Source organism: Rhodococcus sp. DMU2021, from assembly GCF_019641445.1.
GTDB lineage: Bacteria > Actinomycetota > Actinomycetes > Mycobacteriales > Mycobacteriaceae > Rhodococcus > Rhodococcus pyridinivorans.
Window position 1 is genome coordinate 14,997 of record NZ_JAIFKB010000018.1, and the last position, 18,999, is coordinate 33,995.

At 68.1% G+C, this 18,999-nt stretch carries 19 protein-coding genes and 1 tRNA gene; 11 read left to right on the forward strand and 9 right to left on the reverse strand.

The genetic code is table 11. The annotated features are described in order from the left end of the window. Positions 1 to 118: 118 nt before the first annotated feature. The 9 genes from K3M35_RS20960 (at position 119) to K3M35_RS21000 (ending at position 9,442) form a co-directional block, all read left to right on the forward strand. Positions 119 to 1,492 (forward strand): NAD(P)/FAD-dependent oxidoreductase, encoded by a 1,374-nt coding sequence (locus tag K3M35_RS20960; protein WP_006553176.1) that lies wholly within the window; start codon positions 119 to 121, stop codon positions 1,490 to 1,492. Positions 1,493 to 1,727: 235 nt separating this feature from the next. Further along, positions 1,728 to 2,156 carry a holo-ACP synthase gene (gene acpS, locus K3M35_RS20965; RefSeq protein WP_033097557.1) on the forward strand — a complete coding sequence of 143 codons (429 nt, stop codon included), beginning with the start codon at positions 1,728 to 1,730 and terminating at the stop codon, positions 2,154 to 2,156. Further along, entirely contained in the window at positions 2,153 to 2,395 is a 243-nt protein-coding gene (locus K3M35_RS20970) for an acyl carrier protein (RefSeq protein ID WP_024102340.1), read from the forward strand. Before acpS ends, K3M35_RS20970 begins: the two co-directional genes overlap by 4 nt. Then, complete coding sequence (locus K3M35_RS20975) at positions 2,392 to 3,579, forward strand: acyl-CoA dehydrogenase family protein (protein ID WP_064852568.1); 1,188 nt, start codon at positions 2,392 to 2,394, stop codon at positions 3,577 to 3,579. Before K3M35_RS20970 ends, K3M35_RS20975 begins: the two co-directional genes overlap by 4 nt. Continuing rightward, entirely contained in the window at positions 3,576 to 4,532 is a 957-nt protein-coding gene (locus K3M35_RS20980) for an amino acid--[acyl-carrier-protein] ligase (RefSeq protein ID WP_220666941.1), read from the forward strand. The genes K3M35_RS20975 and K3M35_RS20980 overlap by 4 nt, the downstream gene beginning before the upstream one ends. Beyond that, a complete protein-coding gene (locus tag K3M35_RS20985) occupies positions 4,529 to 5,488 on the forward strand; it encodes a DUF1839 family protein (RefSeq protein WP_220666942.1) in 960 nt (319 codons plus the stop codon). The genes K3M35_RS20980 and K3M35_RS20985 overlap by 4 nt, the downstream gene beginning before the upstream one ends. Before the next feature lie 15 nt (positions 5,489 to 5,503). Beyond that, entirely contained in the window at positions 5,504 to 7,990 is a 2,487-nt protein-coding gene (locus K3M35_RS20990) for a glycoside hydrolase family 2 protein (RefSeq protein ID WP_220666943.1), read from the forward strand. Positions 7,991 to 8,155: 165 nt separating this feature from the next. Next, the gene (locus tag K3M35_RS20995) at positions 8,156 to 8,320 is read left to right on the forward strand and encodes a hypothetical protein (protein ID WP_169823814.1); all 165 of its coding nucleotides are present in this window, start codon (positions 8,156 to 8,158) and stop codon (positions 8,318 to 8,320) included. Between the two features lie 87 nt (positions 8,321 to 8,407). Next, positions 8,408 to 9,442 carry an NADP-dependent oxidoreductase gene (locus K3M35_RS21000; RefSeq protein ID WP_220666944.1) on the forward strand — a complete coding sequence of 345 codons (1,035 nt, stop codon included), beginning with the start codon at positions 8,408 to 8,410 and terminating at the stop codon, positions 9,440 to 9,442. Positions 9,443 to 9,476: 34 nt separating this feature from the next. Here K3M35_RS21000 and K3M35_RS21005 read toward each other — a convergent pair whose 3' ends face one another. From K3M35_RS21005 to pcaB, 5 genes are all read right to left on the reverse strand, one after another. After that, positions 9,477 to 9,911 (reverse strand): hypothetical protein, encoded by a 435-nt coding sequence (locus tag K3M35_RS21005; protein ID WP_220666945.1) that lies wholly within the window; start codon positions 9,909 to 9,911, stop codon positions 9,477 to 9,479. A 66-nt stretch (positions 9,912 to 9,977) separates the two neighbouring features. Next, positions 9,978 to 11,189, reverse strand: a complete 1,212-nt coding sequence (locus tag K3M35_RS21010) for an acetyl-CoA C-acetyltransferase (RefSeq protein WP_006553185.1) — start codon at positions 11,187 to 11,189, stop codon at positions 9,978 to 9,980. Positions 11,190 to 11,211: 22 nt separating this feature from the next. Further along, complete coding sequence (locus K3M35_RS21015; protein WP_006553186.1) at positions 11,212 to 12,033, reverse strand: IclR family transcriptional regulator; 822 nt, start codon at positions 12,031 to 12,033, stop codon at positions 11,212 to 11,214. Beyond that, positions 12,030 to 13,202 carry a 3-oxoadipate enol-lactonase gene (pcaD, locus tag K3M35_RS21020; RefSeq protein ID WP_033097462.1) on the reverse strand — a complete coding sequence of 391 codons (1,173 nt, stop codon included), beginning with the start codon at positions 13,200 to 13,202 and terminating at the stop codon, positions 12,030 to 12,032. The genes K3M35_RS21015 and pcaD overlap by 4 nt, the downstream gene beginning before the upstream one ends. Then, positions 13,199 to 14,548, reverse strand: a complete 1,350-nt coding sequence (pcaB, locus tag K3M35_RS21025) for a 3-carboxy-cis,cis-muconate cycloisomerase (protein WP_039584233.1) — start codon at positions 14,546 to 14,548, stop codon at positions 13,199 to 13,201. The genes pcaD and pcaB overlap by 4 nt, the downstream gene beginning before the upstream one ends. Positions 14,549 to 14,702: 154 nt before the next feature. Here pcaB and K3M35_RS21030 point away from each other — a divergent pair, with 154 nt between their 5' ends. Both K3M35_RS21030 and K3M35_RS21035 read left to right on the forward strand, forming a co-directional pair. Further along, entirely contained in the window at positions 14,703 to 15,449 is a 747-nt protein-coding gene (locus K3M35_RS21030) for a CoA transferase subunit A (protein ID WP_006553189.1), read from the forward strand. After that, complete coding sequence (locus tag K3M35_RS21035) at positions 15,446 to 16,093, forward strand: CoA transferase subunit B (protein WP_019288227.1); 648 nt, start codon at positions 15,446 to 15,448, stop codon at positions 16,091 to 16,093. Before K3M35_RS21030 ends, K3M35_RS21035 begins: the two co-directional genes overlap by 4 nt. Positions 16,094 to 16,148: 55 nt before the next feature. Here the strand turns inward: K3M35_RS21035 and K3M35_RS21040 are convergent, their stop codons facing one another. The 4 genes from K3M35_RS21040 to K3M35_RS21055 form a co-directional block, all read right to left on the reverse strand. Further along, positions 16,149 to 17,279, reverse strand: coding sequence for an AI-2E family transporter (locus tag K3M35_RS21040; RefSeq protein ID WP_006553191.1), 1,131 nt, complete (start codon positions 17,277 to 17,279; stop codon positions 16,149 to 16,151). A 130-nt stretch (positions 17,280 to 17,409) separates the two neighbouring features. Continuing rightward, positions 17,410 to 17,486 (reverse strand) — tRNA-Met (locus K3M35_RS21045). A gap of 148 nt (positions 17,487 to 17,634) precedes the next feature. Next, positions 17,635 to 18,465: an SDR family NAD(P)-dependent oxidoreductase gene (locus tag K3M35_RS21050; protein WP_039584231.1), complete on the reverse strand. Its 831-nt coding sequence runs from the start codon at positions 18,463 to 18,465 to the stop codon at positions 17,635 to 17,637. Then, complete coding sequence (locus K3M35_RS21055; RefSeq protein WP_039584229.1) at positions 18,465 to 18,947, reverse strand: nuclear transport factor 2 family protein; 483 nt, start codon at positions 18,945 to 18,947, stop codon at positions 18,465 to 18,467. The genes K3M35_RS21050 and K3M35_RS21055 overlap by 1 nt, the downstream gene beginning before the upstream one ends. Positions 18,948 to 18,999: the final 52 nt, after the last annotated feature.

The window sequence follows — 18,999 nt, forward strand, 5'->3', positions numbered from 1 at the left end:
GCGAAACAGATAACAGTTTTTCGAATATCCCAGGTTAGTGGATAGCGAGGGTACTTCGTACCTACTTTGGTAGTCATACATCAACGGAGATGACAAGTACGTGGAGGTTTACGACAGCATGGACGATGCGGACACAGCGACCCTGGTCGATCGGACGGACGTCGTCATCGTGGGTTCCGGCTTCGGAGCATTGGCCACCGCCAAGAAGCTCGCCAAGGCCGGCACGCCCTTCGTTCTGATCTCGGAGACCACCGAGCATCTTTTCCAGCCTTTGCTCTACCAGGTCGCCACCGGCGTCCTTTCGCCCGGCGAGATCGCCCCGTCCGTGCGCGCGATCCTGGCCGAATACCCCAACGCCGACGTCCGCCTGGGCCGCGTCGTCGATGTGCTCCCCGAGGAGAACACGGTTGTCTACGAGGCCGGCGGTCAGCGCCTGCGTCTCGGCTACAAGTACCTCGTCGCCGCGACCGGCGCCCGCCAGGCGTACTTCGGACGCGACGAGTTCGCCGACCTGACGTACGCGCTGAAGACCGTCGAGGACGCCGAGAAGCTGCGTCGCCAGATCGTGCGCTGCTTCGAGGAAGCACACGTCACCACCGATGCCGAGCGTCGGAAGAACCTGCTCAGCTTCATCGTCGTAGGCGCCGGCCCGACGGGCGTCGAGCTCGCGGGACAGATCAAGGAGCTCGCGCAGCGCTACTTCGCCGAGAACATCGGCAACATCCGCGCCGACGACGTCACCGTCACGCTCGTCGAGGGCGCAGACAAGGTTCTGCCCCCGTTCGGTGGCAAGCTCAGCGAGTACTCCAAGGAGTCGCTCGAGAAGAGCGGTGTCGACGTCGTCCTCGGCACGATGGTCACCGACATCGACGAGCACGGTGCCACGCTCACCACGCCCACGACCGAGGAGACCCGCCGCCTCACCGCGGAGACCATCATCTGGTCGGCAGGCATCCAGGCCAACGACTTCGCCGACGTACTCGCCGAGCGCACCGGCTGCGAGACGGTCCGCGGCGGACGCCTGCTCGTCGATCCCGACTTCACCGTCGGCCGCAGCGACAACATCTTCGCCATCGGCGACATGGTCACCCTCGACAACCTGCCGGCGCAGTCGCCGTTCGCCATGCAGGGTGGCCGGCACGTCGCGAAGATGATCACCGGCAAGGTCGCGATGGGCACCCCGTTCCAGTACAAGGACAAGGGAAGCATGGCGATCATCAACCGGTTCCGCGCCATCACGCGGGTCGGGAAGATCGAGCTCACCGGCTTCATCGCGTGGGTGCTGTGGCTCGCCGTCCACCTCGTCTACCTGGTTGGCTTCCGCAACCGCTACATCGCCGTCATGTCGTGGTGCGGTTCCTTCCTCGGACACCGCCGCCCCCACTTCTACTATGCGCAGGACGCCGTCCCGGTGCCCGCTGCGGAGAAGGAGGAGCCGGCAGCGAAGGACGAGCCGGAGAGCGACAAGGAACCCGTGCGGACGTCCGCATAACTTCAGATCCTCGAAAGGCTCCGACCACCCGGTCGGGGCCTTTCGTCGTTGACGCGCCGAACCGGGATCGACGCCGCGTGTTGCGGTGGCGAGCCCCGGTTCACCACGTGAACCGACGCGCCCGGCGGGTGAAAGTCGGGGTGATTTCCGGGATGTCCTGCAAGCCAGAGACGTTCGGCTGGTGTACATCGGCCGACCTGCGGCTACCGTGTGCAGCGCATCCCGAGGAGTGACCATGAACGATGGCAGCGGCCCCCGCGTCGCGACGACACGTGTCGGCTGCGATGTCGTCACCGTCCGAGACATCGCGTCGAGCATCGACCGGTTCGGCGACCGCTACCTGCAGCGTGTGTTCACCCCGCACGAGCTGGACGTATGCACCGGACCGGGGCGCGCCCAACGCCTCGCGGCGCGCTTCGCCGCGAAAGAAGCCGTCATGAAGGTCCTGCGTCCGCGCGAGCACGCGGTTCCCTGGCAGGCCATCGAAATCCGCCGCGCGGACTGGGGCGGATGCGCTGTCGTACTGGCCGGTAACGCGGCCGCCCTGGCGCGAGATGAACAGGTGACCGACATACAGGTCTCGATCTCCCACGAGTCCGAATACGCCATCGCGACGGTCGTGGCGACCCGCGTCGACGAAGCAGAAACTGGAGAACACCCATGACGGAGCAGGTGATCCGCAAGGTCCTCGGTGAGCACGCGAAGCTGTCGGTCGACAGCACGGCGCTCGACCCCGCCGCCGACCTCTACGAGCTCGGCCTGACATCGCACGCCAGCGTGAACGTGATGCTCGCCCTCGAAGACGCCTTCGACGTGGAATTCCCCGACGAACTGCTGCGCAAGAGCACCTTCGCGAGCGTCGGCGCCATCAGGTCGGCGTTGACGGAACTGGGCGTCGCGTGACGTCGACGTCCGCGCCCCTCACCGTCGCGGAGAAGGCCGGGCTGTCGCTGCTCGCCCGTGCCGAACTCGTCGGACGCGAGAGCGCCGGCCCCGCGGCCGCCGCGGTGGATCGTGAGGGACGGTTCCCGCACGAGGCAGTCGACGCGCTGCGCACCCACAAGCTGCTGAACTGCGCCGTCCCCGTCGATCAGGGTGGGGAGGGAGCATCCCTCGGTGAGCTGTGCGCCGTCGCGCGAATCCTCGGCCGGTACTGCGCCTCCACCGCGATGATCTTCGCGATGCACCAGACGCAGATCCTGTCGCTGGTGCATCACTCCACTCCCGGTCTGGCCACCTTCGTCGCCGAAGCGGTGGCGAACGATTACCTGATCGCTTCGGCGACCACCGAACTCGGCACCGGTGGCGACGTGCGCAGCAGCGTCTGCGCCGTGGCCCGCGACGGCGACACCGTCACGCTGACGAAGAACGCGCCGGTCATCTCGTACGGCGAGTACGCCGACGCGATCCTGGTGACCGCGCGTCGCACCGCCGACAGCCCGCCCAGCGACCAGGTGCTCGTCGTGTGCCGACGCGACGACGTGACCCTCGAACCCACCGGCAGCTGGGACACCCTCGGGCTGCGCGGTACGTGCAGCCCCGGATTCGTCCTCACCGCCACGACGTCCGCCGATCTCGTGGTCGGCACGGCCTACGCCGAGATCTCCTCGCGCACCATGCTTCCCGTCTCACACAGTGTGTGGTCGGCGGTGTGGCTCGGAATCGCCGACGCGGCGCTGGAGAAGGCCCGCTCGTTCGTGCGTTCGGCGGCCCGCCGCAGCCCGGGGGTCACCCCGCCCGGTGCGCTGCGACTCGCCGAAGCGGCCGCCGTGCACCAGCAGTTCTCCGATCTCGTCGCCGCGTCCGCCGCCCGGTTCGACGCCGCCGCGTCGGCGCAGGAGGAATCGATGTCGGGCATGGGTTTCTCGCTCGCCATGAACAACCTCAAGGTCACTGCGTCCACGCTCGTCGTGGATCTGGTGAACCGCGCGATGCTCATCTGCGGGATCGCCGGATACCGCGAGGATTCGCAGTACTCACTCGGCCGCCACCTGCGCGACGCGCACGGTGCCGCCGTGATGGTCAACAACGACCGCATCATGAACAACTCGGCCCAATTGTCGATCGCCTACCGGGGGACGCTGTGACAAGTGCAGCCATTGCCAGCACCGCAACCGACGAGCTGTCCGAGCTCGAGCGTGCCCGCCTCGACTTCCAGCAGCAGTTGCTCGAGGCCGAACTGCTCGTGGAGACCGGTGTTCCCGGCCTCTACGGTCGGTCGGGTGTCTTCGAGGACATCGTCGACGGCATCGACCGCGTGGTGGTCGCGGCAGGTCCGGGCCGGGCCGCGACGCGCCTGCGCTTCCCGCCGGTCTTCCCGCGGACGAGTTTCGAGCGCACCGACTACATCGCCTCCTTCCCGCACCTGACCGGAGCGGTGAACACCTTTACGGGCAGCAACGCCGAGCACGCCGAACTGCTCGCCGCGCGGTCGAAGGGCGAGGCGTGGGATCCGTGGCTCGAACCCGCCGACACCGTGCTCGTCTCCGCCGCATGCCATCCCGCCTACTCGCGGTACACCGGTACGCTGCGTGAGGGCGGTGAACTGCTCGACGTTCTCGGTTACTGCTTCCGGCACGAGCCGGCCGTCGACCCCGCTCGCATGCAGGCCTTCCGGATGCACGAGTTCGTGCGTATCGGTACCGAGAACGACGCTGCGCAGCATCGTGATTCCTGGGTGGAGCGAGGACTCGAGGTGCTCGACTCGCTGGGCCTCGACGCGACCGCTGTACCTGCCAACGACCCGTTCTTCGGGCGGGCCGGGCGCATGCTGGCCGTCAACCAGCGCATCGAGAACCTCAAGACCGAGCTGACGGTCCGGCTCTACGGCGACCTCGACGACGGCACCGCCGTGGTCTCGTGCAATTGCCACCGCGAGCACTTCGGCGAGACCTTCGAGATCCGCACTGCCGACGGCGAAGTCGCGCACAGCGCGTGCGTCGGATTCGGAATGGAGCGGATCGCCCTGGCGCTGTTGCGGACCCACGGACTCGACGTCGACCGCTGGCCCGCACCGGTACGCGACAGGCTGTTCCCGTGAGCGATCGGCTCATCGACGTCCGCGTCGACGGGTACTCGCCGCACTTCGTGCACGCTGCCGACCGGATCTGGACCGAGACCAACTGCTACGTCGACCTGTGGGTAGAGGTGCTGCATTCGCTCGGCCACGATCCGGTCCCCGCTGCCGCGTGCGCGTTCTCGGCCCGGTTCGACGGCGCCCAATGGACCTTCCTCAAGTTCCGCCCCGAGGATCTGTTGGCGCTGTACGGGATCGACGTCGCGGAGATGAACGTCTGGCGCCGCCCCGTGGATCACCTCGAGGACAATGCCGCCGCCGGACTGCTGTCGACGATCGAGGTGGACGCCTTCTGGTTGCCCGACACCGAGGGAACCGGTTACCGGGAGAGTCGTTCGAAGACGACGATCGTGCCCAATCTCATCGATCGCGACAGCGGGACGCTCGAGTATTTCCACAACAGCGGCTATCACGTTCTCACCGGTGAGGACTTCCGCGGAGTCTTCGGCCTCGACGAGCCGGTACCCACCTGGCCTCCCTATCTCGAACAGGTGCGCCTCGACGCGGCACAACCGCAGTGCGACGTCTTCGACACCGTGGTGCTCCGGCACCTGCGCATGCGCGCCGGCTCGAATCCGGTGCGCGCGCTCGGCGAGCGGGTGCTCGCCGACATCGACCCGATTCGCACCGGAGGGATGGACGTCTTCCATCCGTGGACGTTCGGGGTGCTCCGTCAGTGCGGTGCCACCGCCGAACTTGCCGCGGACGTCAGCGTCTACATGGACGGTCGCGGATACCCCGGTGCGGCTGCCGCAGCCGACGGATTCCGCGCGGTCGCCGAGGGCGCGAAGAGCGTGCAGTTCCGGATGGCGCGTGCGGCACGCGGCCGCAATGTCGACCCCGGCGACCAGCTGATAGCGATGGCCGCTGCCTGGGAGGACGCCATGGCGACCGTCGTCCGCGCCGCCGGGGTGCGGTGACAGGATTCGACGCACATGGATCTCCTGCACGATGCGCGATGGCGTTGTCTCCGTGTCGCTCCCGGGGCAGTCGAGCACCCCGGTGACTTTCCGGCGGACGGTCCTTGGCTGCCGGTCCGTATACCCGGGACGGCGGCAGGCGCGATCCGGGAATCCGAGGGAGTCGCGGCGGCCAGGGTGTCGTCTCCCGACAGCGACGACTGGTGGTTCGTCACCGACGTCGAGGTGTCCGGCGACGGACCGTGGCGTCTGACCTTCGACGGGCTCGCGACACTCGCGGACGTGTGGGTCGACGGCACACTCGTCGCGACGTCGGAATCGATGTTCGTGCCGCTGACCGTCGTCCTCGGCTACCTGCCGTCGACGATGCGGATCGCGGTCCGGTGCGCCTCGCTCGACGCTGCTCTCCGCAAGCGTCGGCCACGCGGACGGTGGCGTTCGTCGCTCGTGTCGGCCCAAGGATTGCGGTGGTTCCGCACCACCATGCTCGGGCGAGCCCCGGTGTACGCGGGGGCTCCGGCGCCGGTCGGTCCGTGGCGTCCCGTGCGTCTCGTCGATTCCGGTGAGCCCGTTGTGCTGGAACGTGGGATACGGACAGCTCTGCGGGGATCCGACGGGATCGTCGACGCCGATCTCGTGCTGGCCGGCACCGCCGTCCCCGAGGTGACTGTGGAGATCGGAGGGGCGACGGTGCACGTCCGACCCGAATACGGGCCGGACGGGACAGCACGCGTGCACATGCAGGTGACGCTCCCCGAGGTGGAACGGTGGTGGCCGCACACCTACGGCGCCCCCCACCTGTACGCCGCACATCTGATTCTGGATGGGCAACGAATCACGCTGGGGAACATCGGATTCCGGTCGGTCGAGCGCTCACCGGGCGACGGGTTCGGCTTACGGATCAATGACGTCGACGTCTTCTGCCGCGGCCTGGTGTGGACACCGACCGATCCGATCTCGCTGAACGACCCGAGCGCAACCCGGCGCATCCTCGAACGCTGCGTGTCGGCGGGCGTGGACACGATCCGCATCCCCGGCACGATGGTCTACGAGGACGACGAGTTCTACTCGGCGTGTGCGGAACTGGGCATCATGGTGTGGCAGGACGTCATGCTCGCCACCACCGACCCGCCCGACGATCCGCACTTCCGCTCGCTGCTCGAGGACGAGATCCGTGCGCTGGCGCGCCGATGGGGCGGGAACCCGGCACCTGTGGTGATGTGTGGGGGCAGCGAGACCGAGCAGCAACCTGCCATGCTCGGACTGATGGAGGCATCCATCCCGGCGATCGACGACTGGTTGCCCGCAATCGTCGACCGTGAGCTACCGGGCACGGTGTGGGTGTCGTCGTCACCATCCGCGCCCCCGCGCAGCGACGTACTGCCGATCGCAGTGGGTTCGGGTGTGGCGCACTACTTCGGTGTCGGGGGTTACCGCCGTCCCCTCGGCGACGTGCGTGCCGCCGGCGTGCGCTTCGCCGCCGAATGCCTCGCGTTCTCGATTCCGCCTTCCGACATGGCGATCGAGGCCGAGTTCGGCAGTGTGAATGTCGCGGGTCACCATCCACGATGGAAGGCGGCTGTGCCGCGCGACAACGGGGCGTCGTGGGACTTCGAGGACGTGCGAGACCACTATGTGCGCACGATCTTCGGGGTCGACCCCGCCGAGGTGCGGTGGGTGGATCCCACGCGATATCTCGCGCTCGGACGGGCAGCGATCTGCGAAGCGTTCACCGAGGTACTGCAGTACTGGCGACGATCCGGATCAGGATGTCGCGGTGCCCTGATCCTCTCCGCCCGCGACCTGCAGCGGGGTGCCGGGTGGGGCGTGCTCGACGCCGACGGGAACCCGAAGGCGCCGTGGTGGGTCCTGGCACGGGTGTTCGCCCCCGTCACCGTGCTCCTCACCGACGACGGGCTCGACGGCCTGCGCGTGGACGCGATCAACGACACCGCCGAGATCCTCGACGTCACGCTGCAGTTACAGGCCCATACGCCCTCCGGTGCGGTACCGGTGGACGTGTCGGTGCCGCTGCGTCTCGAACCGCACGAGACCCGGGTGTTCTCGTGGGCCGCGGTGACGGGCGGTTTCACCGATGTCAATTTTGCGTATCGATTCGGGCCGCGCACTTTCGACACGGCGACCGCCCGACTGGTCGACCACACCGGCGCAGTGTTGGCGGAGTCGGTGTATCTCGTGGGTGGTCCGGCACGTCCCGTCGAGCGCGGGATCGGTCTCGCGGCGACCGCTCGACCCGTCCCGGACGGGTGGAGTGTGGAGGTGCGGACCGAGAGTGCGGCACAGTACGTGCATCTCGACATCACCGGCGGTGACCTGCAGGATTCCTGGTTCCACCTGCCGCCCGGAGGTACTCGCACGATCGCCGTGCGGGCCTGCGTTCCGGCCGCGACGTTGAGCGGCTGGGTGGGGGCATCGAACTCGGCCACGAGTGTGCCGATCCGGGTGCTTCCGACCTCCGAGGGCAACGAGGTCGACGGGTAACCCCCTGGGGCTGCAGGCGGGGGCGGTGTGCGGCGCGCCGAAATCGACAGGTGCATATCGGGCATCGACGGGGTATATGTATTTCCCAAGGGGTCGCTCACCCGATTTGCACCTTCTGCACGGTGCCGGTGGCCACCTCTCCCCGCCTTCCGAGAGGAGATCGACATGGCGATCCGCTCCACGTCACAGATGGGTGCTTCGCGCACCGCTTCGTCCACTCGCCGTCCTGTCCGGGTCGAGCAGGACGGACCGTCCTTCACCGAGGTCATCCACTCGCAGCTGTTCTCGAACTACCAGGTGCCTCGCGGCGAGGTGCAGCACAGCGCCTGATCGGGACCACCTCAGGCGCGGCATCGTGCCTGCCGGGGTGCCTCCGCGCGGCGTTTAGGACGCCAGCGCATGCGGCACACTGTCGGCATGAGTGAAGCCACGACGAGTCAGAGCACCCGCATCGTTCTCGCATCGCGCCCGGAGGGGGCGCCCACCGCCGACAACTTCCGTCTCGAGACGGTGGATCTGCCCGAGGTCGGCGACGGCCAGATCCTCCTGCGCGTCGTCTACCTGTCCCTCGACCCGTACATGCGCGGTCGGATGAGCACAGCGAAGTCGTATGCCGCGCACGTCGAACTCGGGGACGTGATGGTCGCCGGAACGGTGGGCCAGGTCGTCGAATCGCGGTACGACGGCCTCGAGCCGGGCGACTACGTGCTGGCCGGAGCCGGCTGGCAGTCGCATGCCGTCCTCGACGGCTCCACCGTTCGTAAGCTCGATCCGCAGGCCGCACCGATCTCCACCGCTGTGGGAGTCCTCGGAATGCCCGGCTTCACAGCCTATTCCGGGCTCCTGAAGATCGGGCAGCCGAAGAAGGGTGAGACCGTCGTCGTCGCTGCCGCCACCGGGCCCGTGGGATCGGCGGTGGGGCAGATCGCGAAGCTGAAGGGCGCCCGCGCGGTCGGTATCGCCGGCGGCCCGGAGAAGTGCCGCGCACTGATCGACGAGTTCGGTTTCGACGCGGCGATCGACCACCGCGACCCGAACTTCGCCTACAAGCTGGCGGAGGCGGTGCCCGACGGTATCGACGTGTACTTCGAGAACGTCGGCGGCCCCGTCCAGGAGGCGGTGTGGCCGCTGCTCAACACCTATGCGCGAATCCCGGTGTGCGGTCTGGTCGCGCAGTACAACGGTGCTGACCTCAACCGCAAGGACCGTCTTCCGGGACTGTTCAACTCGATCCTCACCAAGAGCCTCACGATCCGCGGCTTCATCCAGAGCGAGTTCGTGAAGGAGATGTACGGCGACTTCCTGCGTGAAGCCTCGGCATGGGTCCGCGACGGAAAGCTCCAGTATCGCGAGGACATCGTCGACGGACTCGAGAACGCCCCGGAGGCGTTCATCGGCATGCTCGAAGGAAAGAACTTCGGGAAGATGCTCGTGCGGGTCGCGCCGGAGTAACGGGCACCAGGTCCGCCCTCCGGCGCCGGCCGCGTCAGCGTCGGGGGGTTCCGGTGGACCACAGGGCCCACAGGACGAGCACGGGCTGGAAGAACAAGCGGATCAGGCGCTTACGGTCGGTGTCGAGACCGAAGGCGCTGCGCTTGCCGAGATACTGGGCGATGTTGCCCGGGAAGACGGCGGCGAAGAACAGTGCGGCCAGGCGGCCGACACGGACGCGGTCGCGGTTCGCCACGGCGAGTCCGGCGCCGAGCATGATCTCGACACCGCCGGACACCATGACCACGCCGTCCTTGTCCATCGGCACCCAGTCGGGCACCTGCGCCTGGAAGTCCTTGCGGGCCCAGAAGAGATGGCTCAGTCCGGCGAAGACGAGTGAGGCGGCCAGCAGATAACGCGCGAGGGTCCGGGCTCGTGTCGTGGGCGGAGCAGGGGCTTCGGTCGGGGGAGTTATCTGAACTTCGCTCATGATCACGAGCGTACGGACTGTACGGTGCTCGCGACGGGGATCGCGTCGCGAGCACCGTAGGTCACGTCAGGCGATGCGTTCGAATACAGCGGCGAGCCCCTGGCCGCCGCCGATGCACATCGTCTCGAGTCCGTAGCGACCCTCACGACGATCGAGTTCGCGCAGCAGGGTGGCGAGGATGCGTCCGCCGGTCGCGCCCACCGGATGTCCGAGGGAGATGCCGGAGCCGTTGGGATTCAGGCGCGAGTCGTCGGCCTCGATGCCCCACGAGCGGGTGACGGCCAGGGCCTGTGCGGCGAACGCCTCGTTGAGTTCGATGACGTCCATGTCGGCGAGCGTCAGTCCGAGGCGGCCGAGCGCCTTCTCGCTGGCGGGCACCGGGCCGATGCCCATGGTGCGCGGCGGCACACCGGCCACCGCCCAGCTTGCGAGGCGGGCCAGCGGACGCAGACCCAGCGCGGCGGCCTTCTCTGTGGTGGTGACGATCGCGAGGGCGGCACCGTCGTTCTGGCCGCTGGCGTTGCCGGCGGTGACGGTGGACTCGGGGTCGATCTTGCCGCGGATCGGGCGCAGCTTGGCGAGGGTCTCCATCGAGGTGTCGGCGCGGGGGTGCTCGTCGGTGTCGACGACGAGCGGATCGCCCTTGCGCTGCGGCACGCTCACGGACACGATCTCCTGCGCGAACACACCGTTCTTCTGCGCGGCGACGGCCCGCTGGTGCGACTGCACGGCCAGGGCGTCCTGGTCCTCACGGCTGATGGAGAACTCGGCGCGCAGGTTCTCGGCGGTCTCGATCATGCCGCCGGGCACGGGGAAGTCGCGTCCGCCGGCGGTGACGCGGGCACGGGCCAGGCGATCGGACAGAGCGACGGCTTCGCCCTTGACGCCCCAGCGCATGCCGGTGGCGTAGAACTCGGCCTGGCTCATCGATTCGGCGCCGCCGGCGAGGATCAGGTCGCTCGCGCCGGTCTGCACCTGCATGACGGCCTGCACGATCGCCTGCAGACCCGAGCCGCAGCGACGGTCGACCTGCAGGCCCGGAACGTTCACCCCGAGGCCGGCGTTGAGGGCGGCGACGCGGCCGAGGGCGGGGGCCTCACCGTTGGGGGAGGCCTGGCCGAGGAAGACGTCGTCGATGTCGGAACCGGTGATACCGGTGCGGGCGACGAGTTCGCGGATGACGGTGGCCGCGAGATCCTCGGGGGCGATGTCCTTCAGGACGCCGCCGAACCTACCTACCGGGGTGCGCAGGGGTTCGCAGATCACTACGTCGGTCATGATGTACCTCGATCGGGGTTGTTCACTGGTGGGTCTGGGTGCGGGCGAGATCGGTGGAGATCGCTCCGGCGGTGGCGAGCAACGCCGGGACGAGCTCGTCGTGCACGGTCTCCATCCGGTAGCGGGCCGCGTGGGTCGACAGGTTCACCGACGCCACAACGGTTCCCGACGCATCGCGGATGGGCGCGGCGAGCGAGCGCAGGCCCTCCTCGAGTTCCTGGTCGACGATGCAGTATCCGTTGCGTCGTACCGTGGCGATCTCGGCGCGCAATTCCTCGGCGGTGGTGACGGTGTTGCCGGTGATGGGAGCGAATTCGGCGCGCGCGAGGTAGGCGTCGAGTTCGTCGTCGTTCAAACCGGCGAGCAGTACCCGTCCCATGGAGGTCGCGTAGGCGGGGAAACGGGTGCCGAGGGTGATGGTGACGGTCATGATGCGGCTGACGGGAACTCGTGCGACGTAGACGACGTCGGTGCCGTCGAGCACCGACACCGAGGTCGATTCCTTGACTTTCTCGGCGAGCGCCTCGAGATGGGGTCGCGCGACCTCCGGCAGCGTCAGTGCCGACAGGTAGCTGTAGCCGAGTTCGAGCACCCGTGGGGTGAGCCAGAACTGGGATCCGTCGGTGCGGACGTAACCGAGTTCGATGAGAGTCAACAGGAATCGGCGCGCAGTAGCGCGGGTGAGTCCGGTCGCGCGGGCGACGTCGGAGAGCGACTGCCGCTGGGCGTGCGCACCGAAGGCCTTGATGACCGACAGGCCACGTGCCAGCGACTGTACGTAATCGGGCGACGCCCCGGGGTTCTCGCGAACGACCTCGGGGGCGGTGACGTCGGGAGTGCTCACGAGCCCGCACCTCCCTCGGTGTCGGCGAGTGCCTGCTTGCCGAGCGCGAATGCCCGGTTGCTGTTGGGGACACCCGCGTAGACTGCGGTGTGCAGAAAGACCTCGACGAGGTCGTCGGGATCGATCCCGGCGCGCAGGGCTGCACGGATGTGCATGTCGAGTTCGTGCTCGTTGCCGACCGCGGTGAGGATCGCGAGGGTCAACAGCCGGCGGGTGCGGTGGTCCAGACCCGGACGCGCCCAGATGTCTCCCCACGCGGTGCGGGTGATGAAATCCTGGAAGGGCCGGGTGAATTCGGTGGCCGACTCGATGGACCGGTCGACGTGTGCGTCACCGAGGACGGATCGGCGCACCCGCAGACCCTCCTCGAACGCCGCGGTGCGGTGTGCGGCGGACGGCGTGACGCGCGACGAGATGTGCTCGCGGATCAGCTTCGTGACCCGTCCTGCCTGCTCCACGTTGGCGAGGTGTGCGCCGGGGGAGAGGACGTGGAAGGTGGAGTCGGCGATTCCGTCGGCCAGTTGCTGCATCGTCGATGGCGGGGTGGCGGGGTCCTGCTCACCGGCGATCACCAGGGTGGGCGCGACGATCCGGGCGAGGTCGGGACGGCCGTCCCAGGTCGCCAGTGCCTCGCAACACGCGGCGTAGCCCTCGTCGGTGGTGCCCTTCACCATCTCGACGTGGCGGGCGACGAGCTCCGGATCGTGTTCGGCCAGTTCGGGAGTGAACCACCGCGAGACGATCGAATCGGCGATCGAGGCCAGGCCGTCGTTGCGGACCGATGCCGCCCGGTCGTACCAGGGCTGGGCGGGCTGGAAGGCCGGCGAGGTGCACAGCAGCGTCAGCGTGCGCACGCGCTCGGGGTGATGCGCCGCGAGCCACTGCCCGACGGCACCGCCGAGCGACAGGCCGACGTAGTGCACGGCGCCGAGTTCGAGCGAGTCGAGCAGGGCGACGACGTCACCGGCGAGTTCCTCGATCGTGTAGGGACCGGACGGCGCCGGCGATGCGCCGTGCCCGCGATGGTCGGCCGCGACGACGTTCCAGTCGGTCGCCAGGGCGTGGATCTGCGGTCCCCACATCGACAGGTCCGAACCCAGCGAACCGAGGAACAGGACGGTCGGCTTCGTGGGGTCGCCGTACTGTTCGTAGTTGAGCGTGACGGTCATCGGGCATCTCCTGTGGTTCGGTTCGTGCTGTCGTGACGGGCGAGAACGCGATCGACGATGTCTGCGGCATGGCCGAGATAGCGCGTGGGATCGAGAAGTTCGCGCACGTCCTGCGGGTCGAGGTGTGCGGTGATGGCGGGATCCTCGTCGAGCGACCTACCGGCGACCGCCGCATCGGTGACGATCGAGCGGGCGTCGTCGGTGTGTTCGGCGAGTGCGGCCGTGACCTTCTCGGCGAGGATCGCCCCTCCGGTGAGCGCGAGATTGCGGTCGAGCGCGTCGGTGTGGACGTGCAGACCGTTCAGGCTCGTCGAGAGTTGGTGCGCGGCACCGCCGGTGAGGCGCAGGATGTCGGCGAGGGTCTCCCATTCGGCGTGCCAGGCGCCGGCGGCCCGCTGGAACTCGTGGTCGGTCGACGACAGGATCGTCGAGACGAGACCGGGAACGCGCCGGGCAGCGGCGCGCGCGGTGATCGCCGCGACGGGATTGCGCTTGTGCGGCATGGCCGACGAACCGCCGGGCGCATCCTCGCTCACCTCACCGAACTCGGTGCTCGCCATGAGTACGACGTCGGTGGCGGGTTTCGCGACCGCGCCCGCGGCGACACCGAGTGTGCCCGCGAGGGTCGTGACGGGGGTGCGGGCGGTGTGCCACGGCGCGACGGGACGCGCGAGCCCGAGCAGGTCGGCGACCGCGTCGGCGAACGCGAAACCGTCGGGATGGACGGCGGCGAGCGTGCCGGCGGCTCCGCCGTACTGGGCGGGTAGGGCGGACAACACGCGGTCGAGTGCGCCGGCGGCGTCGTCGAGGGACAGGAGCCAGCCGGCGGCGAGCGCGCCGAAGGTGGTCGGCAGTGCCTGCTGGCCGAGCGTGCGCGCGACCATCGGTGTCTCGCGATGGGTGGCAGCGAGGCGGGCTGCGCCGTCGGCTGCGGAGCGCAGGTTCGCCAGGGCGATCCCTCCTGCGCGGCGGGCGAGCAGCATCAGCGCGGTGTCGAGCACGTCCTGGCTGGTCGCGCCGACGTGCACGGCGCGCGCAGGGGCGTCGGCGCGCTCGCGTAGCAGGGAGACCAGGGGGATGACGGCGTTGCCCCCCGCCGCGGACCGTCGACCGAGGTCGGCGGGATCGAGTTCTTCGGCGAGCGAGGCCGCGGCTGTCGCGACGGCGTCGGCGTGGGTGTTCTTGACACGGCCGAGTGAGGCGGCCGCGCGGGTCAGCGCGACCTCCACGTCGAGCAGGGCACCGATCCACGCGCGATCCGACAGGGCGACGCCGAGTTCGTCCGCGCCGAAGACGGGATCGAACAGCGGACCCCGATATCCGGGGTCGGGGGATGGGGGGGACACGGACCTCCGATCCGAAACGTTCGCTATGTGGACGGATGGACGCTATGCGAACAGGCTAGTGCGGCCGTTCTGCGTGCGCAACGATCCTACGCGGATTTGTTCGCATTGCGGACGGGAGTTCACATGACGTACACCTGAGGGTATCGTGGCACACATGGACAAAGTCGTTGCCTCCGCCGCCGAGGCCGTAGCCGACATCCCCGACGGCGTCACGATCGCTGTCGGAGGGTTCGGTCTGGTCGGCATCCCCGAGATCCTCATCAACGCGTTGCTCGATCAAGGCGCCACCGACCTCGAGACCGTCAGCAACAACTGCGGTACCGACGGCTTCGGGCTCGGCCTGCTGCTCGAGAAGGGCCGCATCCGCCGCACCATCTCGTCGTACGTCGGCTCCAACAAGGAGTTCGCGCGCCAGTACCTCGCCGGTGAACTCGAAGTCGAACTCACTCCGCAGGGCACGCTCGCCGAGCGCCTGCGCGCCGGTGGTGCGGGCATCCCCGCCTTCTTCACCCCGGCAGGTGTCGGCACGGCCGTCGAGGAAGGCGGACTCCCGCTGCGCTACGACGGTCACGGCGGCATCGCCCTCGCGTCGCAGCCGAAAGAGACCCGGGAGTTCGACGGCGAAACCTACGTGCTCGAACGCGGCATCGTCGCCGATTACGCGCTCGTGCACGCCTGGAAGGGCGACCGCCACGGCAACCTCGTCTACCGAGCAAGCGCCCGCAACTTCAACCCGCCGGCCGCCGCCTCGGGTCGCATCACGATCGCGCAGGTCGAGCACCTCGTCGAACCCGGCGAACTCGACCCCAACGAAATCCACACGCCCGGCATCCACGTGCAGCGTGTCGTACACGTCGGCCCCGTCGAGGTCGGCATCGAGAACCGGACGGTGCGCTCATGACACAGGCAACGAAGAAGGGGCTGACCCGCGAGGAAATGGCGGCACGCGTCGCCAAGGAACTCGAGGACGGCCAATACGTCAACCTCGGAATCGGCATGCCCACCCTCGTGCCGAACTACCTCGAATCCGGCGTCGAGGTCATCCTGCACTCGGAGAACGGTGTGCTCGGCGTCGGCCCGTACCCGACCGAGGACGAACTCGACCCCGAGCTCATCAACGCCGGCAAGGAGACGATCACCGCGATCCCCGGCGCGTCGTACTTCGACTCGGCGCAGTCGTTCGGCATGATCCGCGGCGGCCAGATCGACGTCGCCGTCCTCGGCGCGATGCAGGTCTCCGCCAAGGGCGACATCGCCAACTGGATGGTGCCCGGTGCGATGGTCAAGGGCATGGGCGGCGCGATGGACCTCGTCCACGGCGCCAAGCGCGTCATCGTGATGATGGATCACGTCACCAAGAAGGGCGACCCGAAGATCCTCGAGGAGTGCGTCCTGCCGCTCACCGGTCGTGGATGCGTGCAGCGCATCATCACCGACCTCGCGGTCATCGACGTCACCGACGAGGGACTGAAGCTCGTCGAGACGGCACCCGGCGTGACCACCGAGGACGTCGTCGCTGCGACGGCGGCGAAGCTGATCGTCTGATCGGACGACGACGGGGCCGGGCGCGAGAAGATCTCACGCCCGGCCCTCTCGTCTCTCAGTCGTAGTCGTCGTTGTCTGCCGTGAGCTCCGGGGCGTCGGGTTCCGGTTCCTCTCCACCCACCTCCGGGATCAGTTCGTAGCGGTGCCCGAACGACTCGGCCAGCGCCTGCAGGATCGCCACCACCGGCACGGACACCAGAGCCCCCACCGGGCCGAACAGGGTGGCGCCGACGATCACCGAACCGAACGCCACCGCCGGGTGGATCGACACCGTGCGGGCCGTGATGCGCGGGTGCAGCACATAGTTCTCGATCTGCTGGTAGACCGTGCCGAAGGCGATCACCCACACGCCGTCGAGCGGTTGCTGCACCGCGGCGATGAGCGCGGGGAGCCCGATCGCGAGATAGGTGCCGAGGGTGGGGATGAACTGCGAGACCACCCCGGTCCAGATCGCGAGGGGCAGCCAGTACGGAACCCCGATGATGAGGAAGAAGATTCCGGTGAAGATCGACGCCGCGGCGGCGAGGATCAACCGGGAGACGACATAGCCGCCGGCCTTCTCCACCGAGGTCTCCCACACGTTCGCGATCAGCTGCTGCTGCCGGGCCGGGAACCAGCTCGCGATCGTCCGGCGCATCTTCGGCCCCTCGGCCGACATGTAGAAGACGAACAGCAGCATCGTCAGGATCTGGAACAGGGCACCGACCAGAGTGCTGAGGACGCCGAGGACACCGGGCGTGAACCGTTGCGCTAGATCGCGAACCGTATCGGGCGTGATCTTGAACAGCTCGTCCCCGGTCTTGAAGTTGGTGTCGAAGGTGCGGTTCGCCCAATCGGTGATGCGTGTGAGCGCATCCGGAAGTGTGGTGAGCAACTGGGCGATCTGGTCGAACAGGAGCGTGCCGAACACCGCGAAGAACCCGATGGTGAGTGCGATCAGGGAGAACAGCACGAGGCCGGTGCCGGCACCGCGACGCATCCCGAACCGTTCGAGGCGGTCGACGATCGGTTCGATGGTGATGCTGAACAACCACGCCAGGAACAGCAGGCCGAGGAAACCCTTCAGATTGTGGAAGAGCCAGCCCGACATCTGATAGAAGGCGACGGCCAGCAGAACACCGACGATCGTGGGCCGGAGCCAGCGGGGAGTTCGTGGTCGATCGGCGACGATTGCGCGCTTGGCCATCACACCCTCCCGCTCTGCAGAGACTCTGCCGCGAAATCTACTCGGTGAGCGCGGCCGGGGGAGCCGTACCGAGGCCGAGGAGCATTCACAAAAGAACCGGCCCGGACTCGTGTGAGTCCGGGCCGGTCGGTGGTAGCGGGGACAGGATTCGAACCTGCGACCTCTGGGTTATGAGCCCAGCGAGCTACCGAGCTGCTCCACCCCGCGTTGCATGTCCAACCATACACGACTTCCGAGGGTGCTCCGACCACCCCTCGTCCGGGCCGCCGAATCGAGGGGGAGGTTGTGTGCGACTTCCGCGGTTCCGACGCACACAACCTCCCCTGGCTTCGCCTCCCGACAGCCGCGGTCGTCGTCAGAACAACGGCCCGCCCCCGAAGATGTCCCGGTGTGAATCGGGTTGGTTGCCTTCGGCGTCCACGATGCCGTAGTCGAGTGCGGTTTCGGCGGTGATGAGGGTGCGACCGCTGCGCGCGTTCACCTCGGGGTCGGCCGCGAGCGCGACGATCACCCGTCCGATGAACTCCGGTGTCTCGGCGTTGGCCAGCGAGAAGCCCTCGAAGTTGTCGATGCCGCGGGCGAGCATGGCCTCGTTCTTCACCAGCCCCGGCCACAGCGACAGGGTGGTCACCCCGGTGCCGCGGAGTTCGACGGCCATATCGGCGGCCATCTTGTCCAGGCCCGCCTTCGACATGCCGTACAGCACCGAATGCAGGTAGCCGCGGGTGCCGAACGACGAGATGTTGACGATCATCCCGCTGTTGCGCGGCACCATCAGCTGCGCGGCTTCGACGGAGGCGACGTAGTGCGCGCGGAGACCCACGCCGATCAAGCTGTCCCAGTCGCTGATCGGGCGCTTCCAGAACGGTTCCGAGAATCCCGCGAATCCCGGCGGTGACGCCCACACGTTGTTGACGAGCAGGTCGAGCCGGGAATCCTGCTCGTCGGCGATCCGGCGGAAGAGTTCGTGGATCTGCGCGTCGTCGCGGTGGTCGCACTGCACGGCGATGCCGTGCCCCCCGCATTCGGTGACCTCCGCCGCGGTGCGGTCGAGTGGTCCGTCGACACCGACCCGGCCGCGGGCGGTGACATAGACGGTCCAGCCGTCGGAGCCGAGCGCGCACGCGATGCCCTTGCCGACGCTGCGACTCGCGCCGGTGACCAGCGCGACCTTTGTTTCTGTCATCACTGCACCACTTCCACGTCGTCGATGAGAGCCCGCTGGATCGACCACAGCACCTTCACGTGGCAGCGGGAGATCTTCCATTCGCCGTTCTCGACCACGTAGTCGTCGTCGTAGTCGAGCGCGGTGACCCGTTCGGTGCGCGCACGCAGATCCACCTGCCGAAATCGCAGCGTCCAGGCGCCGGTCGCGGTGTCGGACCCGGTCAGGTGGATGCTCGGATGCATGCCGTGATGCATGTCGAGCACGACGTAGCGGTCGTCGACCCGTTCCAGAGCGATCCGGGAGTAGATGTCGACCAGGGCGTCGGCATCGTCGAAGCTGCCCAGCGCCGGTCCGTAGTAGATGTCGGCGCCGTGCGCGACGAAGCACCTGCGCATCGCCTCCGGGTCCTTGGCGTCGCACGCCCGGAAGTAGCGATGCTTGAGCATCCGGATCTCTTCGAGGGCTTCGAGTCGGGCCAACCGTTGTTCGACGGTGTCCATCGGGTGCCTTCCGGTCGGGGACGAACGGTGTCCCGGACCCTAGCCCGCTACC

Bases quoted from the DNA above. Each gene is read 5' to 3' on its own strand.
- K3M35_RS21030 (WP_006553189.1), top strand. From the start codon at position 14,703: ATGGACAAAGTCGTTGCCTCCGCCGCCGAGGCCGTAGCCGACATCCCC.
- K3M35_RS21055 (WP_039584229.1), bottom strand. From the start codon at position 18,947: ATGGACACCGTCGAACAACGGTTGGCCCGACTCGAAGCCCTCGAAGAG.
- K3M35_RS20990 (WP_220666943.1), top strand. From the start codon at position 5,504: ATGGATCTCCTGCACGATGCGCGATGGCGTTGTCTCCGTGTCGCTCCC.
- K3M35_RS21005 (WP_220666945.1), bottom strand. From the start codon at position 9,911: ATGAGCGAAGTTCAGATAACTCCCCCGACCGAAGCCCCTGCTCCGCCC.
- K3M35_RS21035 (WP_019288227.1), top strand. From the start codon at position 15,446: ATGACACAGGCAACGAAGAAGGGGCTGACCCGCGAGGAAATGGCGGCA.
- pcaD (WP_033097462.1), bottom strand. From the start codon at position 13,202: ATGACCGTCACGCTCAACTACGAACAGTACGGCGACCCCACGAAGCCG.
- K3M35_RS20970 (WP_024102340.1), top strand. From the start codon at position 2,153: ATGACGGAGCAGGTGATCCGCAAGGTCCTCGGTGAGCACGCGAAGCTG.
- K3M35_RS20960 (WP_006553176.1), top strand. From the start codon at position 119: ATGGACGATGCGGACACAGCGACCCTGGTCGATCGGACGGACGTCGTC.
- K3M35_RS21000 (WP_220666944.1), top strand. From the start codon at position 8,408: ATGAGTGAAGCCACGACGAGTCAGAGCACCCGCATCGTTCTCGCATCG.
- K3M35_RS21010 (WP_006553185.1), bottom strand. From the start codon at position 11,189: ATGACCGACGTAGTGATCTGCGAACCCCTGCGCACCCCGGTAGGTAGG.
- acpS (WP_033097557.1), top strand. From the start codon at position 1,728: ATGAACGATGGCAGCGGCCCCCGCGTCGCGACGACACGTGTCGGCTGC.
- K3M35_RS20995 (WP_169823814.1), top strand. From the start codon at position 8,156: ATGGCGATCCGCTCCACGTCACAGATGGGTGCTTCGCGCACCGCTTCG.
- K3M35_RS21050 (WP_039584231.1), bottom strand. From the start codon at position 18,465: ATGACAGAAACAAAGGTCGCGCTGGTCACCGGCGCGAGTCGCAGCGTC.
- K3M35_RS21040 (WP_006553191.1), bottom strand. From the start codon at position 17,279: ATGGCCAAGCGCGCAATCGTCGCCGATCGACCACGAACTCCCCGCTGG.